A 22519-nucleotide genomic window follows, 5' to 3' on the forward strand; every position below is an offset into this window, starting at 1 on the left:
TCGTGTCCGGAGAGCTGCTGACGACAGGGCCGTCGAGCACCGTGCAGTGCACCCACCAGGGTCTCGCGCGACCGACCGGCCCCGGTGATCGCCGGGTCACGGTCGGGGGCGAGGCCGTCGTCCCCGCGAGCACCGGCTACACGATCACCGGCTGCACGCTGCCCCCGCCCAACGCCGGCAACGGCCCATGCGCCTCGAACACGCCGCCCTGGTCCCCGACCACGCAGCGGGTGAAGGCCTCCGGCCAGCCGTTGCTGCAGCGCGAGAGCAGCGCGACGACGGCCCCGAGCGGTACCCCGCTGCGGGTGTCGGCGACCCAGGGTCGGGTGCGGGCATCGTGACCGCCGTCGAGATCGACTTCCCGTTCCACGTCGACGCGACCGGCCGCGCGGCGACGACCACCCGCGACGACCACGTCGCCGATCTCGTCCACCAGCTGCTGTTCACCGAGCCCGGCGAGCGGGTCAACCGGCCCACCTTCGGCGGAGGGCTGCGCAAGCTGGTGTTCGAGGGCAACTCGCCGGAGCTCGCGGCGGCGCTGCAGTTCACGCTGCAGGCCGCCCTGGCCCAGTGGCTCGGCGACGTGGTCGACGTCGAGGATCTGGGCGTCGCCAGCCAGGACGTCACCCTGCAGGTCGTCGTGCGCTACCGCGTGCGGCGGACCGGCGAGGTGCGCACGCTGGAGCTGCCGTGAGCGCCGGGCCGATGGACGCCGGCCTGTGGTGCGACGAGCCGCGTCGTCGCCGCGTCGTGCGTGATGCCGGCTTCGGCGGGATCGATGCCGTCGAGATCTCCGCCGACCACCGCACCCTGACCGTCACCCTCATCGGGGCCGCGCCCGGGCCGCTCGCTCCCGGGAACGTCGAGCTGATCGGGGAGCCCGCGCTGCGGGTGCTCGACGCCCGGCTGGAGCGGGCGCCGGACGACGAGCGGGACGACGGGGACGGCGGGTACGCCGATGACCGCCTGATCGTCCGCCTGGATCGCGCGGGCGGACCGCAGCCCTACACGCTGGCCCTGGTCGATGCCGATGTGCGCGACCGTCCGGCGCCCGGGTTCGATCCCCGGTTCGCGCGCGTCGAGCTGTCCTTCCTCGCCGGCTGCCCCGCCGACGTCGACTGTGCGGCGACGCCGCAGTGCCCGGACCCGGAGGTTCCGGAGCCGGCGCTGTCCTACCTCGCCAAGGACTACGCGAGCTTCCGGCGTCTCGTGCTCGACCGGATGGCGCTGCTCGTGCCGGGGTGGACCGAACGGCATGCCCCCGATCTCGAGATCACCCTGGTGGAGATTCTCGCCTACGTCGGCGACCACCTGAGCTACCTGCAGGACGCGATCGCCACCGAGGCCTACCTGGACACGGCCCGGCGCCGGATTTCGGTGCGCCGTCACCTGCGCCTGGTCGACCATCGCGTGCACGAGGGCACGAACGCCCGCGCCTGGGTGTGCGTGGCGGTCGATGCCCGTCTCGACGTCCCCGCCGGCGAGCTCGTCCTCGGGACCGCGGCCGGCGAGATCTTCGCGCCCGTCGTGCCCGGCCCGCGCACCTTCCACCCGGAGAACGGCGAGATCGCGATCTGGACCTGGGGCGACGCGGGCTGTTGCCTCCCGGCGGGCGCGACGTCGCTGACCCTCGCGGGCGAGCCGGTCCTCACCGTCGGCGACGTGCTGGTGCTCGAGGAGGTCCGCGACCCCGGGACCGGCCTGGCCGCCGACGCGGATCCCGCCCACCGCCAAGCGGTCCGGCTGACCGCGGTCACCCCGGGCCGCGACGCGCTCTACGACCAGCCGGTGGTCGACGTGCGCTGGGCGGTCGAGGACGCGCTGGGCTTCGCGGTGTGCACCGAAGTCACCGTCGCCCGCGGCAACGTGGTGCTCGTCGACCACGGCACGGCGATGCTCTCGTCCCCTTGGGAGATCCCGGTTTCCGGCCGGGACCGCAGCGTGCCCACCGACGTCGTCGACGTGACCTGGCGCGCCCCGTACCCGCCCCACCCCGCCGTCGCCGCCGCCCAGGCCGACCACCTCGAGGCGATCCCCGGCCGCGCGCTCGAGCGGGTTCGCGCTTTGGCCGGTGTGGGCCGGCTGCTCGACGAGGCCGAACGCGCCGAGCTCGTGACGCTGGCCGGCCGCCGCGGGGCGCGCCGAGTGCGAGGGCTGGCGGGGCTCGCCGGCCTCGACGCCGCCGCCCAGGCGCTCGTGGTGGCGGCGCTGGCCGACGAGGCGGACGTGCTGCTGCACGACCGGTTCGCCTGGCTGGCGCGACGCGCAGCGCGGGCGCGGGCCGGGGCCGTGCTCGACCACGGTGAGGTCGACGCGGTGGCCGAGGCGTTCGGCGCCGCTTACGCCGCAGGGCTGGCCGCGACGTCACCGTCCCTGGCCGGCCCCGCGGCCGAGGCGCTGCGCCAGGACCCCGGGGCGGCGCTGCCGGAGCTCGAGCTGCGGGAGAGCGACGGTGCGCGGTGGGTGCCACGCGGTGACCTGCTCGGCAGTGAGCCCGACGATCGCCACGTGGTGCCCGAGGTCGACGACGACGACCGCCTGCACCTGCGCTTTGGCGACGACCGCCTCGGGCGCGCACCCGAGCCCGGTGCGCCGGTGACGGTGCGCTGGCGACGCGGGAACGGGACCGCCGGCAACGTCGGGGCAGGGGCGATCGACCGGGTGCGGGGCACGTTCCCGGCGATCACCGCGGTCCGCAACCCGCTCCCGGCCCAGGGCGGCACCGACCCGGAGCCGATGGCGCTCGCCCGCCGCCTCGGCCCGCACACCCTGCGCGCCACCCGCGAGCGGGCGGTGATCCCCGCCGACTACGCCGAGCTCGCCGCGGCCGTGCCCGGGGTCGACCGCGCCGCGGCGCAGCGTCGCTGGACGGGCAGCACGGTGGTGATCGACGTGGCGATCGACCCGGTCGGCGTCCCGGTCGCGCCGCCCGAGCTGCTCCGGCGGGTCGACGCCCGGCTGCACCGCTATCGGCGCATCGGCCACGACGTGGTCGTGCGCTCCGCGCGAACCGTCTCGCTGCACCTGGCGCTGCGGGTGTGCGCGCGTCCTGAGCGGCTGCGCGCCCACGTGGAGGTGGCGCTGCGGGCCGCGCTGCGGGCGCTGTTCGCCCCGGACCGCGCGAGCTTCGGCGATCCGGTCGTGCTCTCCACCGTCGTCGCCGCGGCCGCGGCGGTGCCCGGCGTCGAGAGCGTCGTTGTCACCCGCCTGGAGCGCCTGCACGAGGGTGATCGGGGGGAGCGCGCCGAGGGCTTGCTGCGGCTCGGGCCGTTCGAGGTGGCCCGGCTCGACGCCGACCCGGCGCGGCCCGACCACGGGATCCTCGACCTCGTCGTGGATGGTGCGCGATGAGGCCCTGCGGGTGCTGCACCGGACGGCGACGGATGACCCCGGTGCCGGTGTCCAACCCGCCCGGGCTGGACGCCCTGACCTACCGCGTCGGGACGCACGGTCGCTTCCTGGCCTCGATGCTCGCCGACCTCGCCGAGGTCCCGGCGCTCGCGGACCTGCGCGCCCGCACCCCCGACGACCTTGCGATCGCGCTGCTCGACGGCTGGGCGGTCATCGCCGACGTCCTGAGCTTCTACACCGAGCGCATCGCCAACGAGGGCTACCTGCGTACCGCCACCGAGCACCGCTCCCTGCTCGCGCTCGGCTGGCTCGTCGGCCACCGCCCTCGGCCCGGGGTGGCCGCGAGTACCTGGCTCGCCTTCACCCTCGATCCGGCGACCGACACCGTGATCCCGCGGGGCACCGCGGCGGCCAGCGTCCCCGGGGCCGGCGGCGCGCCGCAGGTCTTCGAGACCGGGGAGACGATCGAGGCGCGCGCCGCCTGGAACGCGATTCCGGCACGCCGGAGCCGCCCGACCGTGCTGTCCCCGGGGTCGGTCCCCGACGTCTTGTACCTCAGCGGGGCCGTCGCGTCCCCCGGCCCAGGCGGCCGGGTGCTGGCAGTCTTCGGGGACGGCCCGGGCGCGCAGGAGGTCCGTACCGTGCAGGCCCTCGACCCCGAGCCCGAGCACGACCGCACGGTCCTGCGGCTGGTGTCGCCGCCGCGCGCGATCGATCGCCGCCGCCCGGACCTTACGGAGGTGCTCGATGTGCTCGGGCGGCCCGGCTCGCGCCCGCCAGTCTCGTCGGCCGCTTTGGAGCGTGATCCGACCACGGTGTTCGGGCCGGGATCCGACGTTGGGCTGCAGGTACGGGGTACGCTCAACCCGGCGATCCGTCGGTTTCTCTACACCGCGTACGGCGCGGTGTCCGGGAACGTTGACCCGACGGCGACGCTGCAGCTGCTCACCGTGCGCGCCGCCCCGCACGGCGCGACGGCCCGCCCGCGCACGATCCGGTCCGAGAACGGCGTCGCGACCGGCGAGCAGGAGTGGCTGCTCGACGACGTCACCGCGCTGCGGGTGAACGTCGCGAACGGGCTCGGTGCCGTCACAGTGGACCTCGCCCGCGGTGCGCTGGCCGCGAGTACCGGTGCGCTGGCCCCTCCCGCTTCGACCACCGTCGACTTCGGCGGCCTGGTCGAGGTCGAGGCCGCCGTGGACCAGGGCACCCTCACGATCACGCTCGGCGGCGCGGTCGAGCGCGTAGTGACCGTGCGCGAGGAGATCGTGATGGAGGCCCCGGCGATCGTCGAGGTCACGGTCGAGGGCGTCGCCCTCGCCCCTGGACCCGGGGCGACCCTGCAGAGGCCGGTCGGGGAGCGGGCGCGCCTGCGCGCGAGCCGCCGCGACGGGATCGAGGCCGTCGTCGAGTCGGTGCCCCCCGCGGGTGGGCGCACGGTGGTGGCGCTCGACGGGGTCTACGAGGGCATCGCGCCGCAGGGCTGGGCGCTCGTCGAGCGCGGCGACGGCGCCGGCCCAGTGATCAGCAGGGTGACCGCGGTGGACGTGGCGGCCCGGTCGTCCTACGAGTTCCCGTCTCGCGTCACCGCGCTGACCCTGGCCGACGACTGGCTCGGCGCGCAGGACTACTCGCTCGCCGCAGCCCGCTCGGCGACCGTGTTCGCCGGCAGCCGGCTCGCCGCCCTGGCCGATCGGCCATGCCGCACCGACGTCGCGGGCGCCGCGATCGAGCTCGACGGGCTCTACGACGGCCTGCGGTCGGGGCGCCGGATGATCGTCACCGGCGAGCGCACCGACGTGCCAGGGGCGATCCCGGGGGCCGAGACCGTCATGGTCGCCCGGGTCGTCCACGCGGCGGACCCGCAGGTGCCGGGTGACCCGGTGCGCACGACCCTGCACCTGGCGTCCCCGCTGAGCGCGACCTACCGCTGCGCGAGCGTGGAGCTGTGCGCCAACGTGGTGCCCGCCGACCACGGCGAGTCCGGCGCGGAGGTGCTCGGCAGTGGTGACGCGGCAGTGCCCAGGGCCGCGTTCACGCTGCGGCGCGCGCCGGTGACCCACCTCGCCGATCCCGGCCCGAGCGGGGCGGCGAGCACCCTCGAGGTCCGGGTGGACGAGGTGCGCTGGCGGTCGGCGGACACCGTCCTCGATCTGGACCCGTCGACGCGCGGGTACACCACGCGCGTCGACGAGCACAGCCTCACGACCGTCGAGTTCGGCGACGGCGAGCACGGCGTCCGCCCGCCGAGCGGAACCGAGAACATCACCGCGAGCTACCGCATCGGCCTCGGCGCCCAGGGCAACGTGGACGCGGGCGCGATCCGCCAGCTGCGCGCCCGCCCGCTGGGGGTCTCCGCGGTCACGAACCCGCTGGCGGCGACCGGCGGCGCGGACCCGGACGGTCCGGCGGACAGCCGGCGCACGATCCCGCTCGCGCTCGGCGCGCTGGACCGCGTCGTCTCGGTCGCCGACCACGCCGCCTTCGCGCTGGCCCGCAGCGGGATCGCGAAGGCGACGGCCCGTAGGCTCACGGCCTGGGGGAGATCCGTGGTCCACCTGACCGTCGCGGGCACGGCCGACACCCCGGTCACGCCGGGCTCGGCGTTGCACCGTGCGCTGCGCCAAGCCCTGCACGACCTCGGCGACGCGGACCAGCCGGTGATCGTGGCCCCTCGCGAGCTGCTGCTGATCATGCTGGCAGCCCGGGTCGGGGTGCACCCCGACCACCGCTGGGAGGTCGTCGAGGCCGCCGTGCGCCGAGCGCTGCTCGACCGCTTCGGCTTCGCCCGCCGGGAGCTGGGCCAGGACGTCGTCCTCAGCGACGTCCTGACCACCGCGGCCGCGGTGCCCGGCGTGACCGCCGTGGACGTCGACGGGCTGGGCATCGTCGGTGTCCCGCTCGGCCCGGCGCCCCCGGAGCGGATCCCGGTCTCGCTCGACCGCTCCGTCAACCGCGAGCCGCTTCCCGCCCAGCTGGCCCTGCTCTCGCCGGACGTCCCCGACACCCTGATCCTGGAGCGCCTGCCGTGACCGACCGCCTGCACGCGCTGCTGCCCGCGCTGCACCGCATCCGCGACGACGCGCTCGGCGAGCCGTTGCGCGGGCTGCTCGGGGTGATCGAGGAACAGGTCGACCTGGTCGAGGACAACCTGTGGGGCCTGTACGCGAACTGGTTCGTCGAGACCGCCGACGACTGGGTCCTGCCCTACCTCGGCGACCTCGTGGGCTACCGCCCGGTCGCCGACCTGCCCGGACCGGCGTTGCGCCGCGACCTGGCCGGCACCCTCGGGGCCCGCCGCCGCAAGGGCACCCTGGCGCTGCTCGAGGAGCTCGCGCTCGACGTCGCGGGCTGGCCCGCGCGGGCCGTGGAGTTCCGCACCCAGCTCGCGGGCACCGCGCCGGTTCGGCTGCTCGACGCGGCATCGCGGCCGCTGTGGACCTCCCGCGGGCGGACCGCCGACCTGCGCGACGGGCAGGCGCTCGCCGAGCTGGACGGGCCCTTCGACACCCTCGCCCACACCACCACCGTCGGGCGGCTCGCGTCCCGGCGCACCGTGCGCCGCCACCATCGGGCGTCGGTGGGCCTGTTCGTGTGGCGACTGCGGGCCTACCAGGTCAGCGGCACGGAGGGGTTCTGCATCGACGAGGCCCGCCGACGGTTCATGGTCAGCGTCCTGGGGCACGACCTGCCGCTGATCCACCGGCCGCTTCCCGAGCCCGACCCCACCCACATCGCCGACGCGATGAACGTGCCCGGCTTCCTCACTCGGCGGGGGGTCGAGGCCGGCGTCCCCGACGTCTATGGACCGACCGGGAGCGTGTTCGTCTGGCGGGACGCCGAGCGGAGCCCGGTGCCCGCCGACCAGGTGGTGATCGCCGACCTGCGCGACTGGTCCTACCGGCCGCGCGGCGAGGAGATGGCGCTGGATCCGGTGCTCGGCCGGATCGCCTTCAGCCGTCGCGGGGCGCCCGAGCACGGCATCCGCGTGCGGTACCACTACGGCGCCCCGGGGGACCTCGGCGGCGGGGAGTACCGGCGGCCCGCCGTGCCGGCGGTCGGCGATGTCCTGAAGGTGGGCGAGGGGGCCGAGCACGCCGACGTCGCCGCCGCGCTCGCCGCTTGGCGGGCCGTGGGCACCGCCGCGGCGGTGGTGGAGATCGTGGACAGCGGGCTCTACGAGGAGCCGCTGGCCATCGACCTCGCCGCGGGCCAGCGCCTAGAGGTGCGCGCCGCGCCCGGCACCCGCCCGGTGATCCGTCTGCTCAACCGGCGGGCCGGGCAGCCCGACAGTCTGCGTGTGCGCGGGCCGGCCCGCGACGGCGAGCCCGCCACCCTGGTGCTCGACGGGCTGCTGGTCACCGGGCGGGGTCTCTGGGTCAGCGGGCACCTCGACCGTGTCGAGATCCGGCACTGCACGCTGGTGCCGGGGTGGTCGCTCGAGGAGACCTGTGCCCCCGCCGAGCCCGGTCGGGCCTCGGTCGAGCTCTCCGACACGGGTGCGGCGCTCGCGGTGTCGCACAGCATCGTCGGACCGCTGGTGATCGACACCTGGGAACCGGTTGAGGTGTCCGTGTGCGACAGCGTCGTCGACCCCGCCGACGATCCCGATGGCGACCCCGACGACCAGGACGACGCCGATTCCTGCGTCGTGAGCGAGGCGATCAGCGGGCAGGAGGGGCGGGCGAGCGCGCTGCTGTCGGTGGTCCGCGCGACCGTGCTGGGCGGGATCTGCACGCACACCCTCACCCGGGCCGAGAACTCGATCATAATGGGTCGGGTCCGTGTCGCACGCCGCCAGCACGGGTGCGTGCGCTTCTGCTGGGTACCAACCGGGTCGCGCACGCCGCGGCGCTACCAGTGCCAGCCCGATCTGGTGCGCGCCGCCGTCGATCCCGCCGATCCGGCCGGGGCCGACCGGGAGACGCAGCGGGTCACCCCACGCTTCACCGCCGTGCACTACGGCGCCCCGGCCTACACGCAGCTGGCTCTTGACTGCGCCCCGGAGATCACTGAGGGCGCCGAGGACCGCTCCGAGATGGGCGTCTGGCACGACCTGTTCATCCCGCAACGCCTCGCGGCGCTGCGGGCCCGGCTCGACGAGTTCACGCCCGCGGCGAGCGACGCCGGCGTCGTGATCGTCACCTGAGGGAGGGGCTCATGTACGGCGACTTCTCACGGCTCACCTTTGCCGCCGAGCGGGGGTTCTCCGCGCTCTGGCTCCAGCAGGGTCGGGTCAGCGTGGACGCGGACGTCAACGAGCAGACCGCGATCATGCAGCACCTGGTGCGCACCCTGGCCGCCGACCTGATCGGCCCGTACGGCGGGCCAGGCGACGCCCCCGGCTTCGGGATCGCCATGACCCTCGACGTCGGTGGCGACCTCGACGACCTGACGATCGGCGCCGGGCACTATTACGTCGACGGCGTGCTATGCGACAACCCCAACGAGAAGCGTTTCCTCGACCAGCCCCATCGCGCGCCCGGGGACCTGCCCGACGCGGTCCCGTTGTTGGTCTACCTGCGGGTGTTCGAGCAGTGGGTCTCGTCCCTGGACGTGCCGGACATCCGCGAGATCGCGCTCGGCGGGCCGGACACCGCCGGGCGCACCCGGGTGGTCTGGCAGGTGCTCGTCACCGACCGGACGCCCGGCACCGACGATCCGCTCGGGGACGTCTCCGCCGACGACGTCCGCGCCGCATGGGCGGACTGGGCGGCCGCGCTGCGCCCGACGGGCCGGCTTCGCGCCGTCGCCCGCCGGCCCGAGCCCGAACCCGAGCCGTGCCGCGTTCGCCCCGAGTCGTCCTACCGCGGCGTGGAGAATCAGCTCTACCGGGTGGAGATCCACACCGGCGGGACGGCGAAGGAGGCGACGTTCAAGATGTCCCGCGAGAACGGGTCGGCCTGCTACGCGATCGAGTCCCGCGACGGGCTCGAGGTGACGCTGCGCGAGCTCGGCCCGGACCGTCGCCTCGGCCTCGACGTCGGCGACTGGGTGGAGATCGTCGACGACCGTCTCGTCCACGCCGGGCGTCCCGAGGCGCTGCGCCGGGTGGCCGCCGTCGACCGTCTCGACCACCGGGTGACCCTCGCGCCGCCGCCGCAGAACGTGGCGGAGACCGCGACCGGCGCCGACCGCGACGCCCACCCGTTCCTGCGTCGCTGGGACCAGCGACCACGGGACGAGGACCTCGGCGACGACGGCGCGGTACGCGTACGCGACGGGTGGCTGGCGCTCGAGGACGGGATCGAGGTGGAGTTCGATCCCGACGCTACCTACCGCCGCGGAGACTACTGGCTGATTCCCGCCCGCGTCGACGATGGCGACATCGAATGGCCGCGCGACGACGGCGACCCCGCCTTCCGCCGCCCGTTCGGCGTCGCGGACCACCTGGCCCCGCTCGCCCTGATCACCCGCGATGGCCAGGGGGACCTCACCCGCACCGACCTGCGCTCGCGGTTCGCGCCGTTGGCCCAGCCGTGACTCTCACCCACGCGCCGAGCCACCGCCGCGCGACGCCCACTCCGAGGAGCCCCGTGCCGTCGCCTCCGGTCCTGCGCCGCGCTGCGGTGCGCGAGGCGTCGTCCGGGCTATCGACCCCGAGCGCGCCCCTGCCGGCGGGCACCCGCAGGGTGATGGAATCCCACCTCGGTCACGATCTCAGCGGTGTCCGGGTGCACGACGGCCCCGATGCGGCCCGTGCGGCCGCGGCGCTCGGGGCGAATGCGTACACCATCGGCCAGGACGTCGTGTTCGGCGCCGGCCGGTATCGTCCAGACAGCAGCGCCGGGCGTCGCCTGCTCACCCACGAGCTCACCCATACCGTCCAGCAGCGCGGCGCGGGACACGTCGGCCTGCGCCTCGGGTCGCCCGGCGACCGCCACGAGCACGAGGCCGACCGGGTCGCGACGGCCGGGTCACCGCAGCGTGTCCCGGCGGGCAGCAGCGAGCGCGCCCTGCAGTGCGACCTGGCCGGCGACCTGGTCCGCGGCGGGCTGCAGTTGGGGGCCACGACCCTCGGCGGACCGATTGCAGGCCTCGCGGTCGGGGCGTGGCTGAACCTGCCGCAGAACCGGCAGATGACTGACGACCTCGGCGCCTCGCTGGCGGAGTCCCCGCGGCACATCGCCGAGTTCTTCTCCGAGGAGCTCAAGCAGATCGTCGAGGAGAACTGGCCGGAGATCCTCGTCGTGACCGGCGGGCTGATCGGCGCCGAGGCGATCATCGCCGGGCTCGGTGCCGCGCCGACCGGGATCTCGCAGATCATCGCCGCGATCCTGCAGATCCTGGTGCTGGCCTACCTCGGGTACTCAGTTGTGATGGAGGTCGTCGGTGCCGTCGAGCACGGGATGCACTGGGTGCAGACGGCGCTGACCGCCCAGGGCGATCCCCGGAAGATCACTGAGGCGTCGCGCTCGTTCGTGCGCATGGTGTGGCACATCCTGATGGCGATCGTCAACGCCTTCGGGTTCAAGGCGCGACTCTCCGGGCCGCTGTTCCCGCGCGGCGCGACCCCGCGCACGCCGGCGCCGACCGGGGGCGGCGGCGCCCGGCCGCCAGGCGAGCTGATCGACCTCGCGAGCCGACGTCCCCGTATCGGTCCCCTGGCCGAGCCGGCGCCGCCGTCCGCCCCCGCCGCTCGGTTCGACGGCAACGCCGCCCCCAAGATCGCCCCCGAGCCCCTGATCGGGCCGCCCGCCCCGGCGCCTGCGCCGATGGCTGCGCCGGTCCTGACCGGCCCGTGGAAGGCGCCGGCCCCCGCCCCGAAGCCCCCGGCGGGCCTCCAGCCGATCCACGCGGCCGCGGCTGGTCTAGCTGCGGGCGAGCGGGAGGAGGAGAAGAAGCGGGCCGACGAGGTGTACGCCTTCGGCAACACGACCAAACCGGCGGAGGTGAGAACGCCCAAGGACATCCGAACCGACGCCGACGGCTACGTCGCGTCGCAGGAACCGTTCGTGCCGACTCTCTCGGTAGAGGGGAAGTCGACGTTCGCGAAGCCGTGGGAGACGCGGCTCACCGGCTGGTACTACGGCGTGCCCAAGGCCGTCGTCCCGGCCACCGACGGTTTGGGGATCGTCGCAGACGGCTTGGATGTTGGCGGTACCCACCTCCCGACCCACCACACCATCTACCCGCGGGTCCGGATGCTCTTCACGGCATTCCGAGACAAGGTGGCGGGGCTACCCTGGGTGCGCAGGAACAAACAATGACAGAATCGAATCTCTGGCAGGCGGTGTGCGACGCGCGTGACGCATTCGTCGTGGCCCGCCTGCGCTTTCTTTCCGGCGCGACGGACCGCGTCGCGACGCTGCGCGCCGCGCTGTCGGGGCAGCACCGGCGACTCGCGCTCGAGACGGCCCTGGCCCTATCCGACGCCGAGCGGATGGAGCTCTTCGAGGACCTAGTCGACCTCGCGTCGGTCGGCCACTCGGACATCGATGCTGTCCGCCGGGCGATTCTGTCGCTGCCCCGCGCGTGGGTGGTCGCCTCCATCGAACGGGCAGCGGCCCCCGTACTCGAGGCGGGCGACGAGGAGGACTATCGGCGGCTGCTCGAGCTGTATAGCGAGCTCGACGCGGATCTTACCGACAGGTTGGTCCAGTTGGCCTTGGCGCACTCCCACCCCGAGGTGCAAGCCGTCGGTGAGGACTTCCGGCGGCGCCGGGAATAAAGCAAATAGCCGTGTACGCGGCATGTTTCCCTCGATACCTTAATGCAAGCTTGCTGGACCTCTCGTCAATTCGTGCACGGCTTCCAGATGAATCGTTCCTGGGATTCTTGAGAGCTCCCTTGTCGTAAAGCTTTCATTGAAACCCAAACGTGTAGCGGAAAGGAGATGTCTGCAGGGTCGGGCGATGGTCAGTCCTCCACCTGCGGTGAGCGTCTGCGCCGCCCCGTCCGAGCGCGCCGTCACCACCTCACGGTCCTCGACGAGTTTGTGTCGGGAAGACCAAATCAGGCGCGGGCGCGGCACCATAACGCGGCCGCAGTGTCTCAGAAGCACATTGGCCGGCGGCTCTGACAGGACGTGAGGCGGTTCCAACATCTCGGCAGTCGGCGGGGAGTTGAGCGAAAGGTCGCTGTTACGCTTCCACCGCGGACTGACAGCAGTTCTACTCACCACTTGCGCAGTCCGAATACTTTGCCCGGTGGCTGTAGGCGTATCTCATGAGGCGAAGCACCCACCTGAGAGCTACTACTCCGATCAGCACGGCCAGAATCAAGCCCGCGACAGCGACCTGCTCGTAGACGAGATCGTCCGCCTTGTACAACCGCAGGAAACCGGCCGCTAAAAAGCCGAACGCAAGTAGGGTGAAAACCAGGGTGATCGCGCTTCGGTTATACCTGTCGATGTCCGCCTGGTCCTTGCGAATGCCCCAATGCTCCCAGAGCAGAAGGGAGCCGGGGTTGCTTCCGACAGCGGCACTGGCTCTGCTCGAGTTTACAGTATTTTCGAGGTGGTGAAGAAAGAGGCCTGCCCGCATTAGTCGCACCAGTTCGCCGGCGTAGACGGTCAGGGGCGAGAAAGCATGAGGTGGGCACCACGAACATCAGGAGAACGCCAGCAAGAAGCGGCTCGTCCTTCCAGAGAGTAGCGGCAGCGGCTACCAGCAATCCGGCGGTCGCGGCCCCAAAGCTGAGGATAGCCACCTGCGCCGTCAACGATGTAGCGATCTCTTCCCGGATCGCGTCGTACTCGTGGAGTACCACTTCGCGGTCGGCCTCGTCGGCGAGGTCGCCCTTGCGTACTGGGAGCTTCGGGACCTCCGGCACGTGGAGTGCGACTGCGTTCCGCATCGCACGTCCTATGCGCCGGAAGGCCCCGCTCTGTTGGGGTCGATCACCGCAGTTGGTGCTGGACTCACGTTTCGCCGAAACTTTCACGCCTACCCCCGGACCGTCGACTTCACATCGCCAGATTCGAATGGTGGGCGGTCAAGCCAACTGATCGGAAGGAGCGACACCCGTTTGGTCGTGCGGTAGTGTCTTCTGGTCGTCGTTGGCCGGTGAGCGCTACGACCGCACAAAGACCACCAACCTCTGCGGACCGTGGGGAGGACTGGCACGGCCGGTGGTGGCGGGCCCGTGCGTGGACCGACGACGGTGTCGACGCCCACAGAGACTTGGAAGTCCTCCAACGACTTGCGGGCCGGGAAGCGGGCGGCGCGTTTGCGGCCCACGGCGCCGTGGGCTTCGCGGACGGCGACTTCCCGCTGCAGGCAGGCGGCCGGGAATTCCTCGGCGTGGGTCCAGACTCGGTCCGGGCGGGTTCGGCGAGGCGCTCGACCGCGGCCGCAGCGAGGGCGCCTTCAGCACCTGTGTCAGATAGGCTAGGTCCGATGCGACGTTGCGTCCGGTGGTGAGCGCGCCAGGCGAGGACCTGGCCGGGGACTCGGTGAGACTCCCATCTGTACGTCGGCGCCTTGACAATGGCAGTCCCTCGTCTGCCCGCTAGTACTACAGCCGGACTTCGATGGGAACGTCGCCAGGTCCTGGGAGTGGAACGCAACGGCCGACGTGATTGGCGAAGACGTCAGCTTCGGCCCCCTCGGCAGGGCCTGCTGCTCGACCCGCTCAGCTCCCCCCCTGTCGCCTGCCAGCGAGAAGGGACCGCTTCTCTGCCACGAGCTAGGGACCACCTCGGTGGTCGCGGGCCGTGGTGTGGAGGGTGCTCGCGGTCGCGCTGGTGGTCAACTCGCGGTGTCGGAGTCGTCGGTGGCGGAGCCGGCGACGGGCTTCTGACGTTGCCGGTAGCTCTGGCCTTCGACCACGAGTTCGTAGGCCGCGGATTGCAGCCGGTCGATCGCAGATTGGGCCAGCAGCGGGTCGGCCATCATGGTCACGATCTCGGCCGGGTCGCGGTTGGACGTGGTGATCATCGAGGCGCTGTGGTGACGCTCGACGACGAGTTCGTAGAAGTCGCTGGTCTCGGTCGGTCCGAGCGGGTGCAGGGCGAGGTCGTCGAGGATGAGCAGTTCGACGCGCTGCAGGCGGCGCATCTCCTCGTCGTAGGTCTGATCGAGTCGTGCGGCCCGCAGGCGCTTGAACATCTTGTCGGCGCGTTCGAAGTGCACCGAATGCTTGCGGCGGACCGCGGCATGCCCGAGCGCGGTGGCCAAGAACGTCTTCCCGACCCCGACCGGTCCCATGACCAGCGCGTTGTGGGCATCAGCGAGGAAGCGCAGCGAACACAGCTCCGACCACAGCGCGCGGTCGAACGCGACGGTGGTGGTGTCGTCCCAGGCCTCGAGGAGCATCGCGGGGTCGAGCCCGGCTTTCTGGGCGCGCAGGTGCGCGGCTTGGCGGTCGCGGCGGGAGACCTCGTCGGCGAGCAGCATCTCCAGGAAGTCGTGGTGGGCCAGCTGCCCGCTGCGGGCCAGCGCCAGCCGCTCGGGCAGGGTGTCGAGCAGCCGGCCGAGCTTGAGCCGGCGCATCAGCTCCTTGAGCTCTCCGGAGGGCTCGATGCGCCCCGGGCCCGCGGCCGTGGTCGCCGTGCCGGCGGGTCTGGTGGTCTTGCGGGTGGTCTGCTTGCCGGCTGCGGTCATGAGGGCCGCCGGGTGCTGAACTCGCCGGGATCGCGGACGAACCGTCCCGCGGCGGGGACCACCGCCGTAGCAGTGACAGCGCCGGTGACCGTGATGCCAGTGACCGTGGCGTCGGCTGTGGCGTCGGCTGCGGCGTGGGCCTGCTCGGACGGTCCGGGTTGGGCGCGGGCCATGTGGTCGATGTCGGTCTCGGCGCCGGCGAGCCCACGGGTGAGCATGCGTTCGATGAGCCCGACGTTGATGACTTCGACCTCCAGCGCGCGGCCGCAAGCGACGTCGGTCTCGGCGGCGCCGTGGCGGCGAGCCAGCCCGAGCAGGCGATAGACCTGGCGCATCTTGGTCCACGGCAGCGGGTGCTCCAAGATCGCGGTGGCATAGGCGCCGACGTGCTCGCCGTAGCCGGCGGCGCGGCGGGCCAGCCCGTCGAGATCGCGCAGCGCGTAGGCGGAGACCTCGTCGGGCAGGTCGGCAGGGTCGGTCCAGCGCCCGCCGGGTTCCTGGCGCGGGTGGACCTTGAGCAGCTGCCCGCGGTGATAGAGCTTCACCGTGGCCGCGTCCGCCCGAGCGGTGATCCGTGTGCCGATCAGCTCGCCGGGCACCGAGTAGAGCGCCCGGGACACCTCGACATGTCGATCCCGGGCCACCTTGGGCGTGCTGAACACCGGGATCATGAACGGCGCCTGCGGCGCCGGGGCCAGCAGCGGCGCCTCCTGCTCGGCGAACACCTCGGCAGGCCGCGCGCGGGTACTGCCGTGGATGCGCATCCCCGCGACGTGGGCGCACCACGCCTCGGCGCGGGCCCGACAGTCCGCGAGATCGACGAAGTCCTCGCCAGCGAAGAAGTTCCCCCGCACGTACTGCACCGTGCGCTCGACGCGGGGCTTGTCCTGCGGGTGACGCACCCGGGCGGGGTCGATCACGAACCCGCGGGCTTGGGCGTACTCCCGGAACGCGTCGTTGAACCGCGGCTCCATCGGGTCGGCCCGATCCACGACCGGCTTGAGGTTGTCCGGGATGACCACCGCGAACACCCCGCCGAAGAACGCCCACGCCGCGTCGAACCCGGCGATCACCTCCTCCAGGGTCTGGCGGTGGGTCGGGAACACGAACACATGCCGGGAGTAGACCGCGGTGAAGATCAGCCCGTGGGTGACCCGGCGGGTCCCGCGGACCGGGTCGGGCACCAGCCCGAGCCGGCCGAAGTCGACCTGCAGCTCCACGCCGGGATCGCCGTCGGCGACCGGCACCGTCGGACGCCGTCGTCCGAACCCGAGCTCGGTGACCGCGAACCGGTGCAGGGTGCGATACGGCACCACCACCCCACGGCGCTCGAGCAGCACGTGGGCCTTGGTCAGCGTCAGGCCCTGCTCGATCCAGGTGTTGATCTGCTCGCTGTGCCCAGCGATCGTCTCCCAGGCCACGCCGGTGCCTCGCGGTCGGTCCGGGCGCACGGCGGCGATCACTGTGCTCAACAGCTCGTCGCCAAGCTGGCCCGGCCCGTCGTCGCGGTCGAGCCCGGCGGCCTGGGCGGCCTCGACGTAGCGGCGCACGGTCTTACGGTCCGCGGCGGCCAGCCGGGTCACCTCCCGCAGCGAGCGACCGTCCAGCCACAACCGAAGGATCTCTTTCACCTCGACCACGGACACCTCCCGGTAGGACACGCAAGCGACCACAACGGCCGCGCGACCTACCGGACGGGAGCCACGCCGGGTGGTCCCATCACTGGCAAAGAGGTGGTCCCATGCCCGTGGCAGAACGAGGGCTCACCCGGTCCCATGCTCGTGGCAGGCGACACCCCCCCCGGGGCAGCTCCTAGCGATCTTCACACGACCGCTTGAAGGATCATCGCGCGGGGGTAAGCGTGCCCGGAAGTAAAGAGAGTCACGTTGAAAGATCGCTCCGTGGAGCCGTGACCAGCGGAAAGAGTGCGCCGTCAGGGACTCGAACCCGTGTGGCCAGCGCCCGCGGAGGGGGTCACTCTCGGCAGGCCTCCTCGCCGTTGCGGACCCACACCACGCCCGCGCGCCGCTTTCACCGGCGCCCCCCCTGACCATCCACTTTGCTGCTGCACACCGGGCAAGCCCCGCAGGTAGTCGGCCACCGAGGGTGGTAACCGACCTTCGGGTACTGACGCCACTGGCTATGCCCACTGGACGGTCGAACAGATGGCCGGGAGCGCGGTCCTCGACGACTTGTTGGCCGAGCTGACTCCCGCGCGGCGCGCCGCCGTCGAAGTCGCGACGAAGGTCGACACCGTCGCCGGCGGTCGACGTGTTGCTGAAACGATCGGCCTCAGCACCGCGACCAACTCGTCGCCTCCGCTGACGGCCGATGGGCGCCAGCAGGACTCCCAATGATCGTACGGTGCCAGTCAGCGAGCGTCGCAAGCCCTACCGCGCCCGAGGCCAACGTCCTAACGCGGGTGCGGCAGCTGCCGACCCTGTGGCTTGGCTGGCGGACGATATGGGGGCCGCTACTCAGTTTGACAACCAAGGCGCCTCATTGCCAGTCCCGTAATGGCCTCCAGCACGCATCTATGGGCAACGAGTGCAGTTATGTCGTTTCCCGAATCGTACGGCGGGCTTACCTCTACTACGTCCATGCCGACCATGCCGACCTCTGACGAGAGGCGCCTGATAGCCCTTAGCAGCTCGGCACTACCGAGGCCCCCCGGCTCAGGCGTTCCGGTACCCGGCGCAAAAGCCGGGTCGAGGACATCGATGTCGACCGAGATATAGAGATGGTCGGCGTGACCTAACGCCTGCTCTACCGCCCGATCCAGGATAGCGTCAAAACCCTGATCCAGGATATCGACCATGAAGTGCGAGCGCATACCCTGGGCCGACATCCAACCGAGCACTTCTTCATCGGGATAGTACCCGCGGAGGCCGACCTGTACAAAATTCGGTCCGGGGATGGCACCGCTCTCGATGAGCCTCCTCATTGGCGTACCATGACTCGCTAGCGAGCCGCGCATATTCGGAGTCGTGTCAGCGTGAGCATCGAAGTGTACAATTCCGACTTTGCCGTAACCGTATCGATCCGCCACCGCAGTGGCGCTCGGCCACGTTATTCCATGATCTCCACCCAATACTATGGGAATCGAACCGCCATCCAGCATCTGCGTGACAAACCATCGAATGTTCTCGTAAGTTCCGACGGTATTCCCAACAAGAATGTCCGCGTCGCCAAAGTCGGCGACCTTCACTACATCGAATGTTCGTATCTGTGCCCCTAAGTGGAACAGCGAGGTGGCAGAGCCGCCGAGGTAGTCAGCCTGGCGTATAGCTCGAGGGCCCAACTGCGCGCCGCTCTTTCCCGTTGTTGTCCCATCCCAAGGTGCCCCGCCGATCGCCACGTCAATTTGCCCGGCTCGCAGGTCGGCTGCTTCCAAGCAGAGCGGTAGCTTCATGAAGGTCGGGATTCCGGCCGATGCAAGTTCATTTGGGCGATTGACGAGAACAGGGCCGGGCCGGCGACCGGACTCCCATGCGTCGGCTGGCTCCTTCCAGCCCTTCGGCACAAGCTGGTTGTCAGGAAAGAGCGCACCTTGGGTACGCTCTGGCTCCGCCTCATGACCCATGCCGGCAGCATACGGACTCCGGCGTATCCCGACTACTGGTGGCACGGGCGCCGATTGCGTGAAAGAGCATGCACGTTCGGCGGTGCGGATCACGCGGTGAGCCGCTACGCTACCATTGTGGACTACACGCTCCTTTGGACCGTCGTCGGCTCTGTCGCCGGAGTCGGAGCACTTGCTGCGGGCATAGTTCAAGTACGTCTAAGTAGACAATCACAACATAGGCGCCATAATAATCAACCCAGCCCTTCGGTCGCGGGCGGCTCCGTCTCCGTTCCGACTGGCCGACTTCCTCCAGAGGTCCTTGGACGCGAAAGGGTTATAGCCTTTATCAGGGACCACTCACGACAATCGCCAAACTACATCGTACTGACTGGGCCAGGCGGCATTGGCAAGTCAACAATCGCAACGGAGCTGTGCCGGGTTGAGGCAGAAAAGCGCTGGCGTCGGTTTGAGCATATCTGGTGGATCTCGGCGACTGACAAGACGACCTTGACACTTGGCCTTGTGACGGTTGTGAAGCAGGCAGGGGGTAGCGTTGCGGACGCATTGTCGGTAAGCAATGGAGACGCGGACGGCCCCGACCGTTTCTGGGGTCTCTTGCAAGCTTGTGGAAGGTGGCTGATCATCTTTGATAACGCCGATGATCCGTCAATTCTTGCGGGGCCGGGACAAACTCGGCATAGCCGCCCTGGCGACGCGACCGGTTGGCTTAGACCTTCCAAAGCTGGCTCAATAGTTGTCACGACACGTGACAACAATTCTTCAACATGGGGTCGCCACGCGACACTTTGTGACGTTCCCCCACTCGACTTGGCTGCGGCGACAGAGGTGCTGTTGAATCTCGCGCCGGATGCTGGGCCTCCAACCGACGCGGCACTTCTTGCTTCGCGGTTGGGTGGGTTTCCACTAGCGCTCCATGTCGTCGGAATGTACCTAACTTACCCACTAGCGCGATTCAGCTCTTTCCGAGAGTATCTGGCGGCTTACGATGCCAATGATCTACGGCCAGGCCTCGACGTTGGCAACGCGTCGCACGATGATCCGAGGGATAACGTTTTGGAAACGTGGGAAGTGTCGTTGGACGAGCTCGCCCGACGGGGTCTTAAGCTCGCTCGCCCTCTCTTACGAATTATCTCGTGCATGGCGCCCGCCGCCCCATTTCCTGCGCACCTACTCAATAGCCTCGATCGATCCCTGTTGCCGACAGACACAGCACCGCAAGCGAATTTCGATGTCGAGATCGAGAATGCCCTAGCAGGGTTACTCCACCTAGGCCTCTTGTCGTCGGCTCCGGCGGGCGGCTTGCCCTGCGTGGTGATACACCCCGCGATCGCTGACGCTGGACGAGCACACCTTGAATCTCAACACGAGACGTCGCGTGCGAGACTCGCATATCGAGCCGCAGCTTCATGTATCGTCGATGCAGTTGCGCATCTTCAATTCAGCGCTCCAGCCGACTGGCCAATGTTCTCTCTACTTACCCCTCATCTTCACGCCACCCTGTCGACGGTAGCACCACACCTCAACCATCAAGACCTGACACTCTTGTGCAAAGCGGCAGCGACGACTGCGCTGTCGTACGACTGGAGCGGCGGCCTGAATGCCGCCACGACTATCACGGAATCGGCGATCCCGTGGACTGCCACGCTTGGCGAGCAGAATCCAAGCACCCTGCTGCTTCGACAGCAAGCCGCCCTGCAGCTTGGCAGACGAGGTGACTGGAGCGGGAGCGAACTAGAGTTCAAGGACATAGTTCGGCGCTTCGAGGATTTGGGAGCTGAACATAAGCGTGAGAGCCTAGCGTGCCGGCACGACTTCGCCCGAGCGGTGGCGCACTGCGGCCGATGGAACGAGGCCGAAGCCTTGTGCCGTGGAGTCGCTACGGAGCGGGCCGCAATACTTGGTATAGATCATGTAGAGACGCTAGCCACGCGACATCACTTGGCTCGTTCCCTCGCGGCACAACGCAAGTGGCATGAGGCTAATCAACTGTTTGAAACTCTCCTCGAGGCTGAGCGCCGCACCCTCGGTGACGATCACATCGCGACTCTCGCAAGCCGTGACGCTCTGGCAAGGAGCCTCGCAGACCAAGGTCGTTGGACCGAAGCGGAGGCTACCTACCGAGAGATACTCGGATCACGATTCGAGATTCTCGGTGTTGATCATCCGACGACACTTGCGAACCTTGCTGGTCTTGCCCGGACGTTGGAGGCGCAGGACCGACTACGCGAGGCTGCAGTGGAGTACGAACGCGTATTGGAAGCTCGTACCCGGGTCCTAGGTCGAAGTCATCCAGACACGCTTGAGTCCAGTCGATTGCTCAACAACGTACGACTGCGCTTGCGGTCTTCGTAGCACTTAGGTTCCTGAGGATAGCGGGCACTGGTAGACGCGCATAGGCTATACGCTTGCACTCACCGTACGCGTGAAAGGAGTTAGTGCTAGTGCCAACGATTGAGATGCACGGCCAGGGTTTTGAGGAGTGTCAGTCTCTCATCGAGGAGATCAAGTTTCGGGTCGCAGATCTAGACTTTCGGGACCAGATCGTCGTTCAGTCTGTTCCTGGCAGTGTGATGGAACTGGACGGTACTTCTCGCCCGTTCATTCGTATCTACACAAGGCAAGAGTTGCGAGCTTCTGCGCTACGCGACCGGTTACTGGACCTGGTTGATATCGAGGTAGTCTACATCGAGTTCTTCGAAAGGATGTTTCCAGTGGGGAGCGGCCCCAACTTTGAATCAAGACTCGTATCGGCGCTAGAGCCGATCAATCGGGCGTTTACCGCATTCGCGCTATACGCCTTTTTCGACTCCGGCGTCGCCGCTGCACTCTCAAACGATTCAAGAACGGCGGCGGAACTCTCATCTATATGCGCCCTAGCCGGTGATCGCCTTGACGCTCTTATTGTATACCTCGAAAACGAGGACTTTCTGAAGCGTGACGCCGAAGGTCGAATTGGGTTCACCTCGAAAGGTCAGGACATTGTTCACTTCGAACCATGGTATAGACTGCTTATTGGCGGATATGGGGTCACGTTGACGCAGCTTTCACAACTTCTTGCTAATGGTGAACAATACGGCGCACGCAATGTTCGTGATGTGGCCCAGGGCAGTTGTGGCATCAGCCAATATGATGCAATTCCTCTACTGGAGGGCCTCCTCTCCGAGGCCGCCGTAAGACCGTCGAGCTTTGTCGATATTGGATGCGGAGACGGCACATTCCTGTTGTCGGTGATGAGCTCATTGGGCGTGCGGTCGGGCGTAGGTCTCGATGCTGACCCCAACGCGATAGCGGCCGCTCGAAGAAATGCTTCCAATGTTGGTGCCGGTGGAGACGTCCAGTTCCTAGCCACAGACGCCGCGTCCTACATTCGAGCACTAGACTCCAGCACCAAGGCCAGCGGGACGTGCTACGTAGCATCTTTCGTTCTCCAAGAGATGCTTCAACAGAGTGGGGAGGAGGCGGTGGTTGACGTACTCCGCGCGATTGCCGCTCACTCTCCGGGCGCCCATGTTCTTGTCATCGAAGTCGAACCGCGGGGAGTTGGTGAGCACATGAAGAATGGACTTGCCCGAGCGTATTACAATCCATACTTCCTTATACACCGACTTACTGAGCAACGTCTCGAAACGAAAGAGTTTTGGCAAGGACTCTTTGACCGAGCGGGACTAGAGGTGATAGGAATCAAGACGACCGATTCGAGTGTCGACTCGACCGGCTTCGAGTTCGGCGCTCTCCTCACGCCGCGATGACCCCAATCGTCCCGGAGCTGACACCGCTGCAACGCAGGCTTGCATACGTTCGCGATCACGCAGATGTAGACTGGGTGATGGGCATCGAGAATGTACCTGAATGGTCGAAGCTCCCGGTTCTGTCTACGCCACGCGATCGGCCTTGGTTGTACGAATCTACTCAGGGTGCACCGGATCTAATTAAGCGTGTGGTGCGTCGTGAGCGCGCATTCGGGAAAGGTTGGTGCAGCGACGAGAATATACTTATAACAAACGGCGGATTCAATGCTTTGGGTATGTACTTTAGG

At 69.3% G+C, this 22519-nt stretch carries 14 protein-coding genes; 11 read left to right on the top strand and 3 right to left on the bottom strand.

The features are described from left to right. The first annotated feature begins 2 nt into the window (after positions 1-2). The 8 genes from C8D89_RS17625 to C8D89_RS17660 all read left to right on the top strand — a co-directional run bounded on the left by C8D89_RS17625 (position 3) and on the right by C8D89_RS17660 (position 12022). Positions 3-341 (top strand): hypothetical protein, encoded by a 339-nt coding sequence (locus C8D89_RS17625; protein WP_207787281.1) that lies wholly within the window; start codon positions 3-5, stop codon positions 339-341. Beyond that, positions 338-694 (top strand): GPW/gp25 family protein, encoded by a 357-nt coding sequence (locus tag C8D89_RS17630; protein WP_116709443.1) that lies wholly within the window; start codon positions 338-340, stop codon positions 692-694. The genes C8D89_RS17625 and C8D89_RS17630 overlap by 4 nt, the downstream gene beginning before the upstream one ends. Then, positions 691-3351, top strand: coding sequence for a putative baseplate assembly protein (locus C8D89_RS17635; RefSeq protein ID WP_207787282.1), 2661 nt, complete (start codon positions 691-693; stop codon positions 3349-3351). Before C8D89_RS17630 ends, C8D89_RS17635 begins: the two co-directional genes overlap by 4 nt. Positions 3352-3383: 32 nt before the next feature. Then, on the top strand, positions 3384-6383 hold the full coding sequence (locus tag C8D89_RS17640) for a putative baseplate assembly protein (RefSeq protein WP_116709445.1): 3000 nt from the start codon (positions 3384-3386) through the stop codon (positions 6381-6383). Beyond that, positions 6380-8500 (top strand): hypothetical protein, encoded by a 2121-nt coding sequence (locus tag C8D89_RS17645; protein ID WP_116709446.1) that lies wholly within the window; start codon positions 6380-6382, stop codon positions 8498-8500. Before C8D89_RS17640 ends, C8D89_RS17645 begins: the two co-directional genes overlap by 4 nt. 11 nt (positions 8501-8511) lie before the next feature. Continuing rightward, positions 8512-9834, top strand: coding sequence for a DUF6519 domain-containing protein (locus C8D89_RS17650; protein ID WP_116709447.1), 1323 nt, complete (start codon positions 8512-8514; stop codon positions 9832-9834). An 86-nt stretch (positions 9835-9920) separates the two neighbouring features. Continuing rightward, positions 9921-11561, top strand: coding sequence for an eCIS core domain-containing protein (locus C8D89_RS17655; RefSeq protein ID WP_279323392.1), 1641 nt, complete (start codon positions 9921-9923; stop codon positions 11559-11561). Then, positions 11558-12022: a hypothetical protein gene (locus C8D89_RS17660; protein ID WP_116709449.1), complete on the top strand. Its 465-nt coding sequence runs from the start codon at positions 11558-11560 to the stop codon at positions 12020-12022. The genes C8D89_RS17655 and C8D89_RS17660 overlap by 4 nt, the downstream gene beginning before the upstream one ends. Before the next feature lie 2020 nt (positions 12023-14042). On the opposite strand, the gene C8D89_RS17675 is transcribed toward C8D89_RS17660, so the two are convergent. Both C8D89_RS17675 and istA read right to left on the bottom strand, forming a co-directional pair. Next, complete coding sequence (locus C8D89_RS17675) at positions 14043-14897, bottom strand: ATP-binding protein (protein WP_116709451.1); 855 nt, start codon at positions 14895-14897, stop codon at positions 14043-14045. Then, entirely contained in the window at positions 14894-16537 is a 1644-nt protein-coding gene (gene istA, locus C8D89_RS17680; RefSeq protein WP_207787283.1) for an IS21 family transposase, read from the bottom strand. The genes C8D89_RS17675 and istA overlap by 4 nt, the downstream gene beginning before the upstream one ends. Positions 16538-17062: 525 nt before the next feature. Between istA and C8D89_RS17685 the strand changes: the two genes are divergently transcribed. Next, positions 17063-17254 (top strand): hypothetical protein, encoded by a 192-nt coding sequence (locus C8D89_RS17685; RefSeq protein WP_116709452.1) that lies wholly within the window; start codon positions 17063-17065, stop codon positions 17252-17254. A gap of 116 nt (positions 17255-17370) precedes the next feature. Here the strand turns inward: C8D89_RS17685 and speB are convergent, their stop codons facing one another. After that, a complete protein-coding gene (speB, locus tag C8D89_RS17690; protein ID WP_116709453.1) occupies positions 17371-18480 on the bottom strand; it encodes an agmatinase in 1110 nt (369 codons plus the stop codon). Here speB and C8D89_RS31160 point away from each other — a divergent pair. Both C8D89_RS31160 and C8D89_RS17710 read left to right on the top strand, forming a co-directional pair. Then, positions 18472-20835, top strand: a complete 2364-nt coding sequence (locus C8D89_RS31160) for a tetratricopeptide repeat protein (protein ID WP_133251948.1) — start codon at positions 18472-18474, stop codon at positions 20833-20835. The genes speB and C8D89_RS31160 overlap by 9 nt on opposite strands. 89 nt (positions 20836-20924) lie before the next feature. Further along, positions 20925-22232 carry a methyltransferase domain-containing protein gene (locus C8D89_RS17710; protein ID WP_133251949.1) on the top strand — a complete coding sequence of 436 codons (1308 nt, stop codon included), beginning with the start codon at positions 20925-20927 and terminating at the stop codon, positions 22230-22232. The last annotated feature ends 287 nt before the right edge of the window (positions 22233-22519 follow it).

The organism is Actinomycetospora cinnamomea (assembly GCF_003096675.1).
Lineage (GTDB): Bacteria > Actinomycetota > Actinomycetes > Mycobacteriales > Pseudonocardiaceae > Actinomycetospora > Actinomycetospora cinnamomea.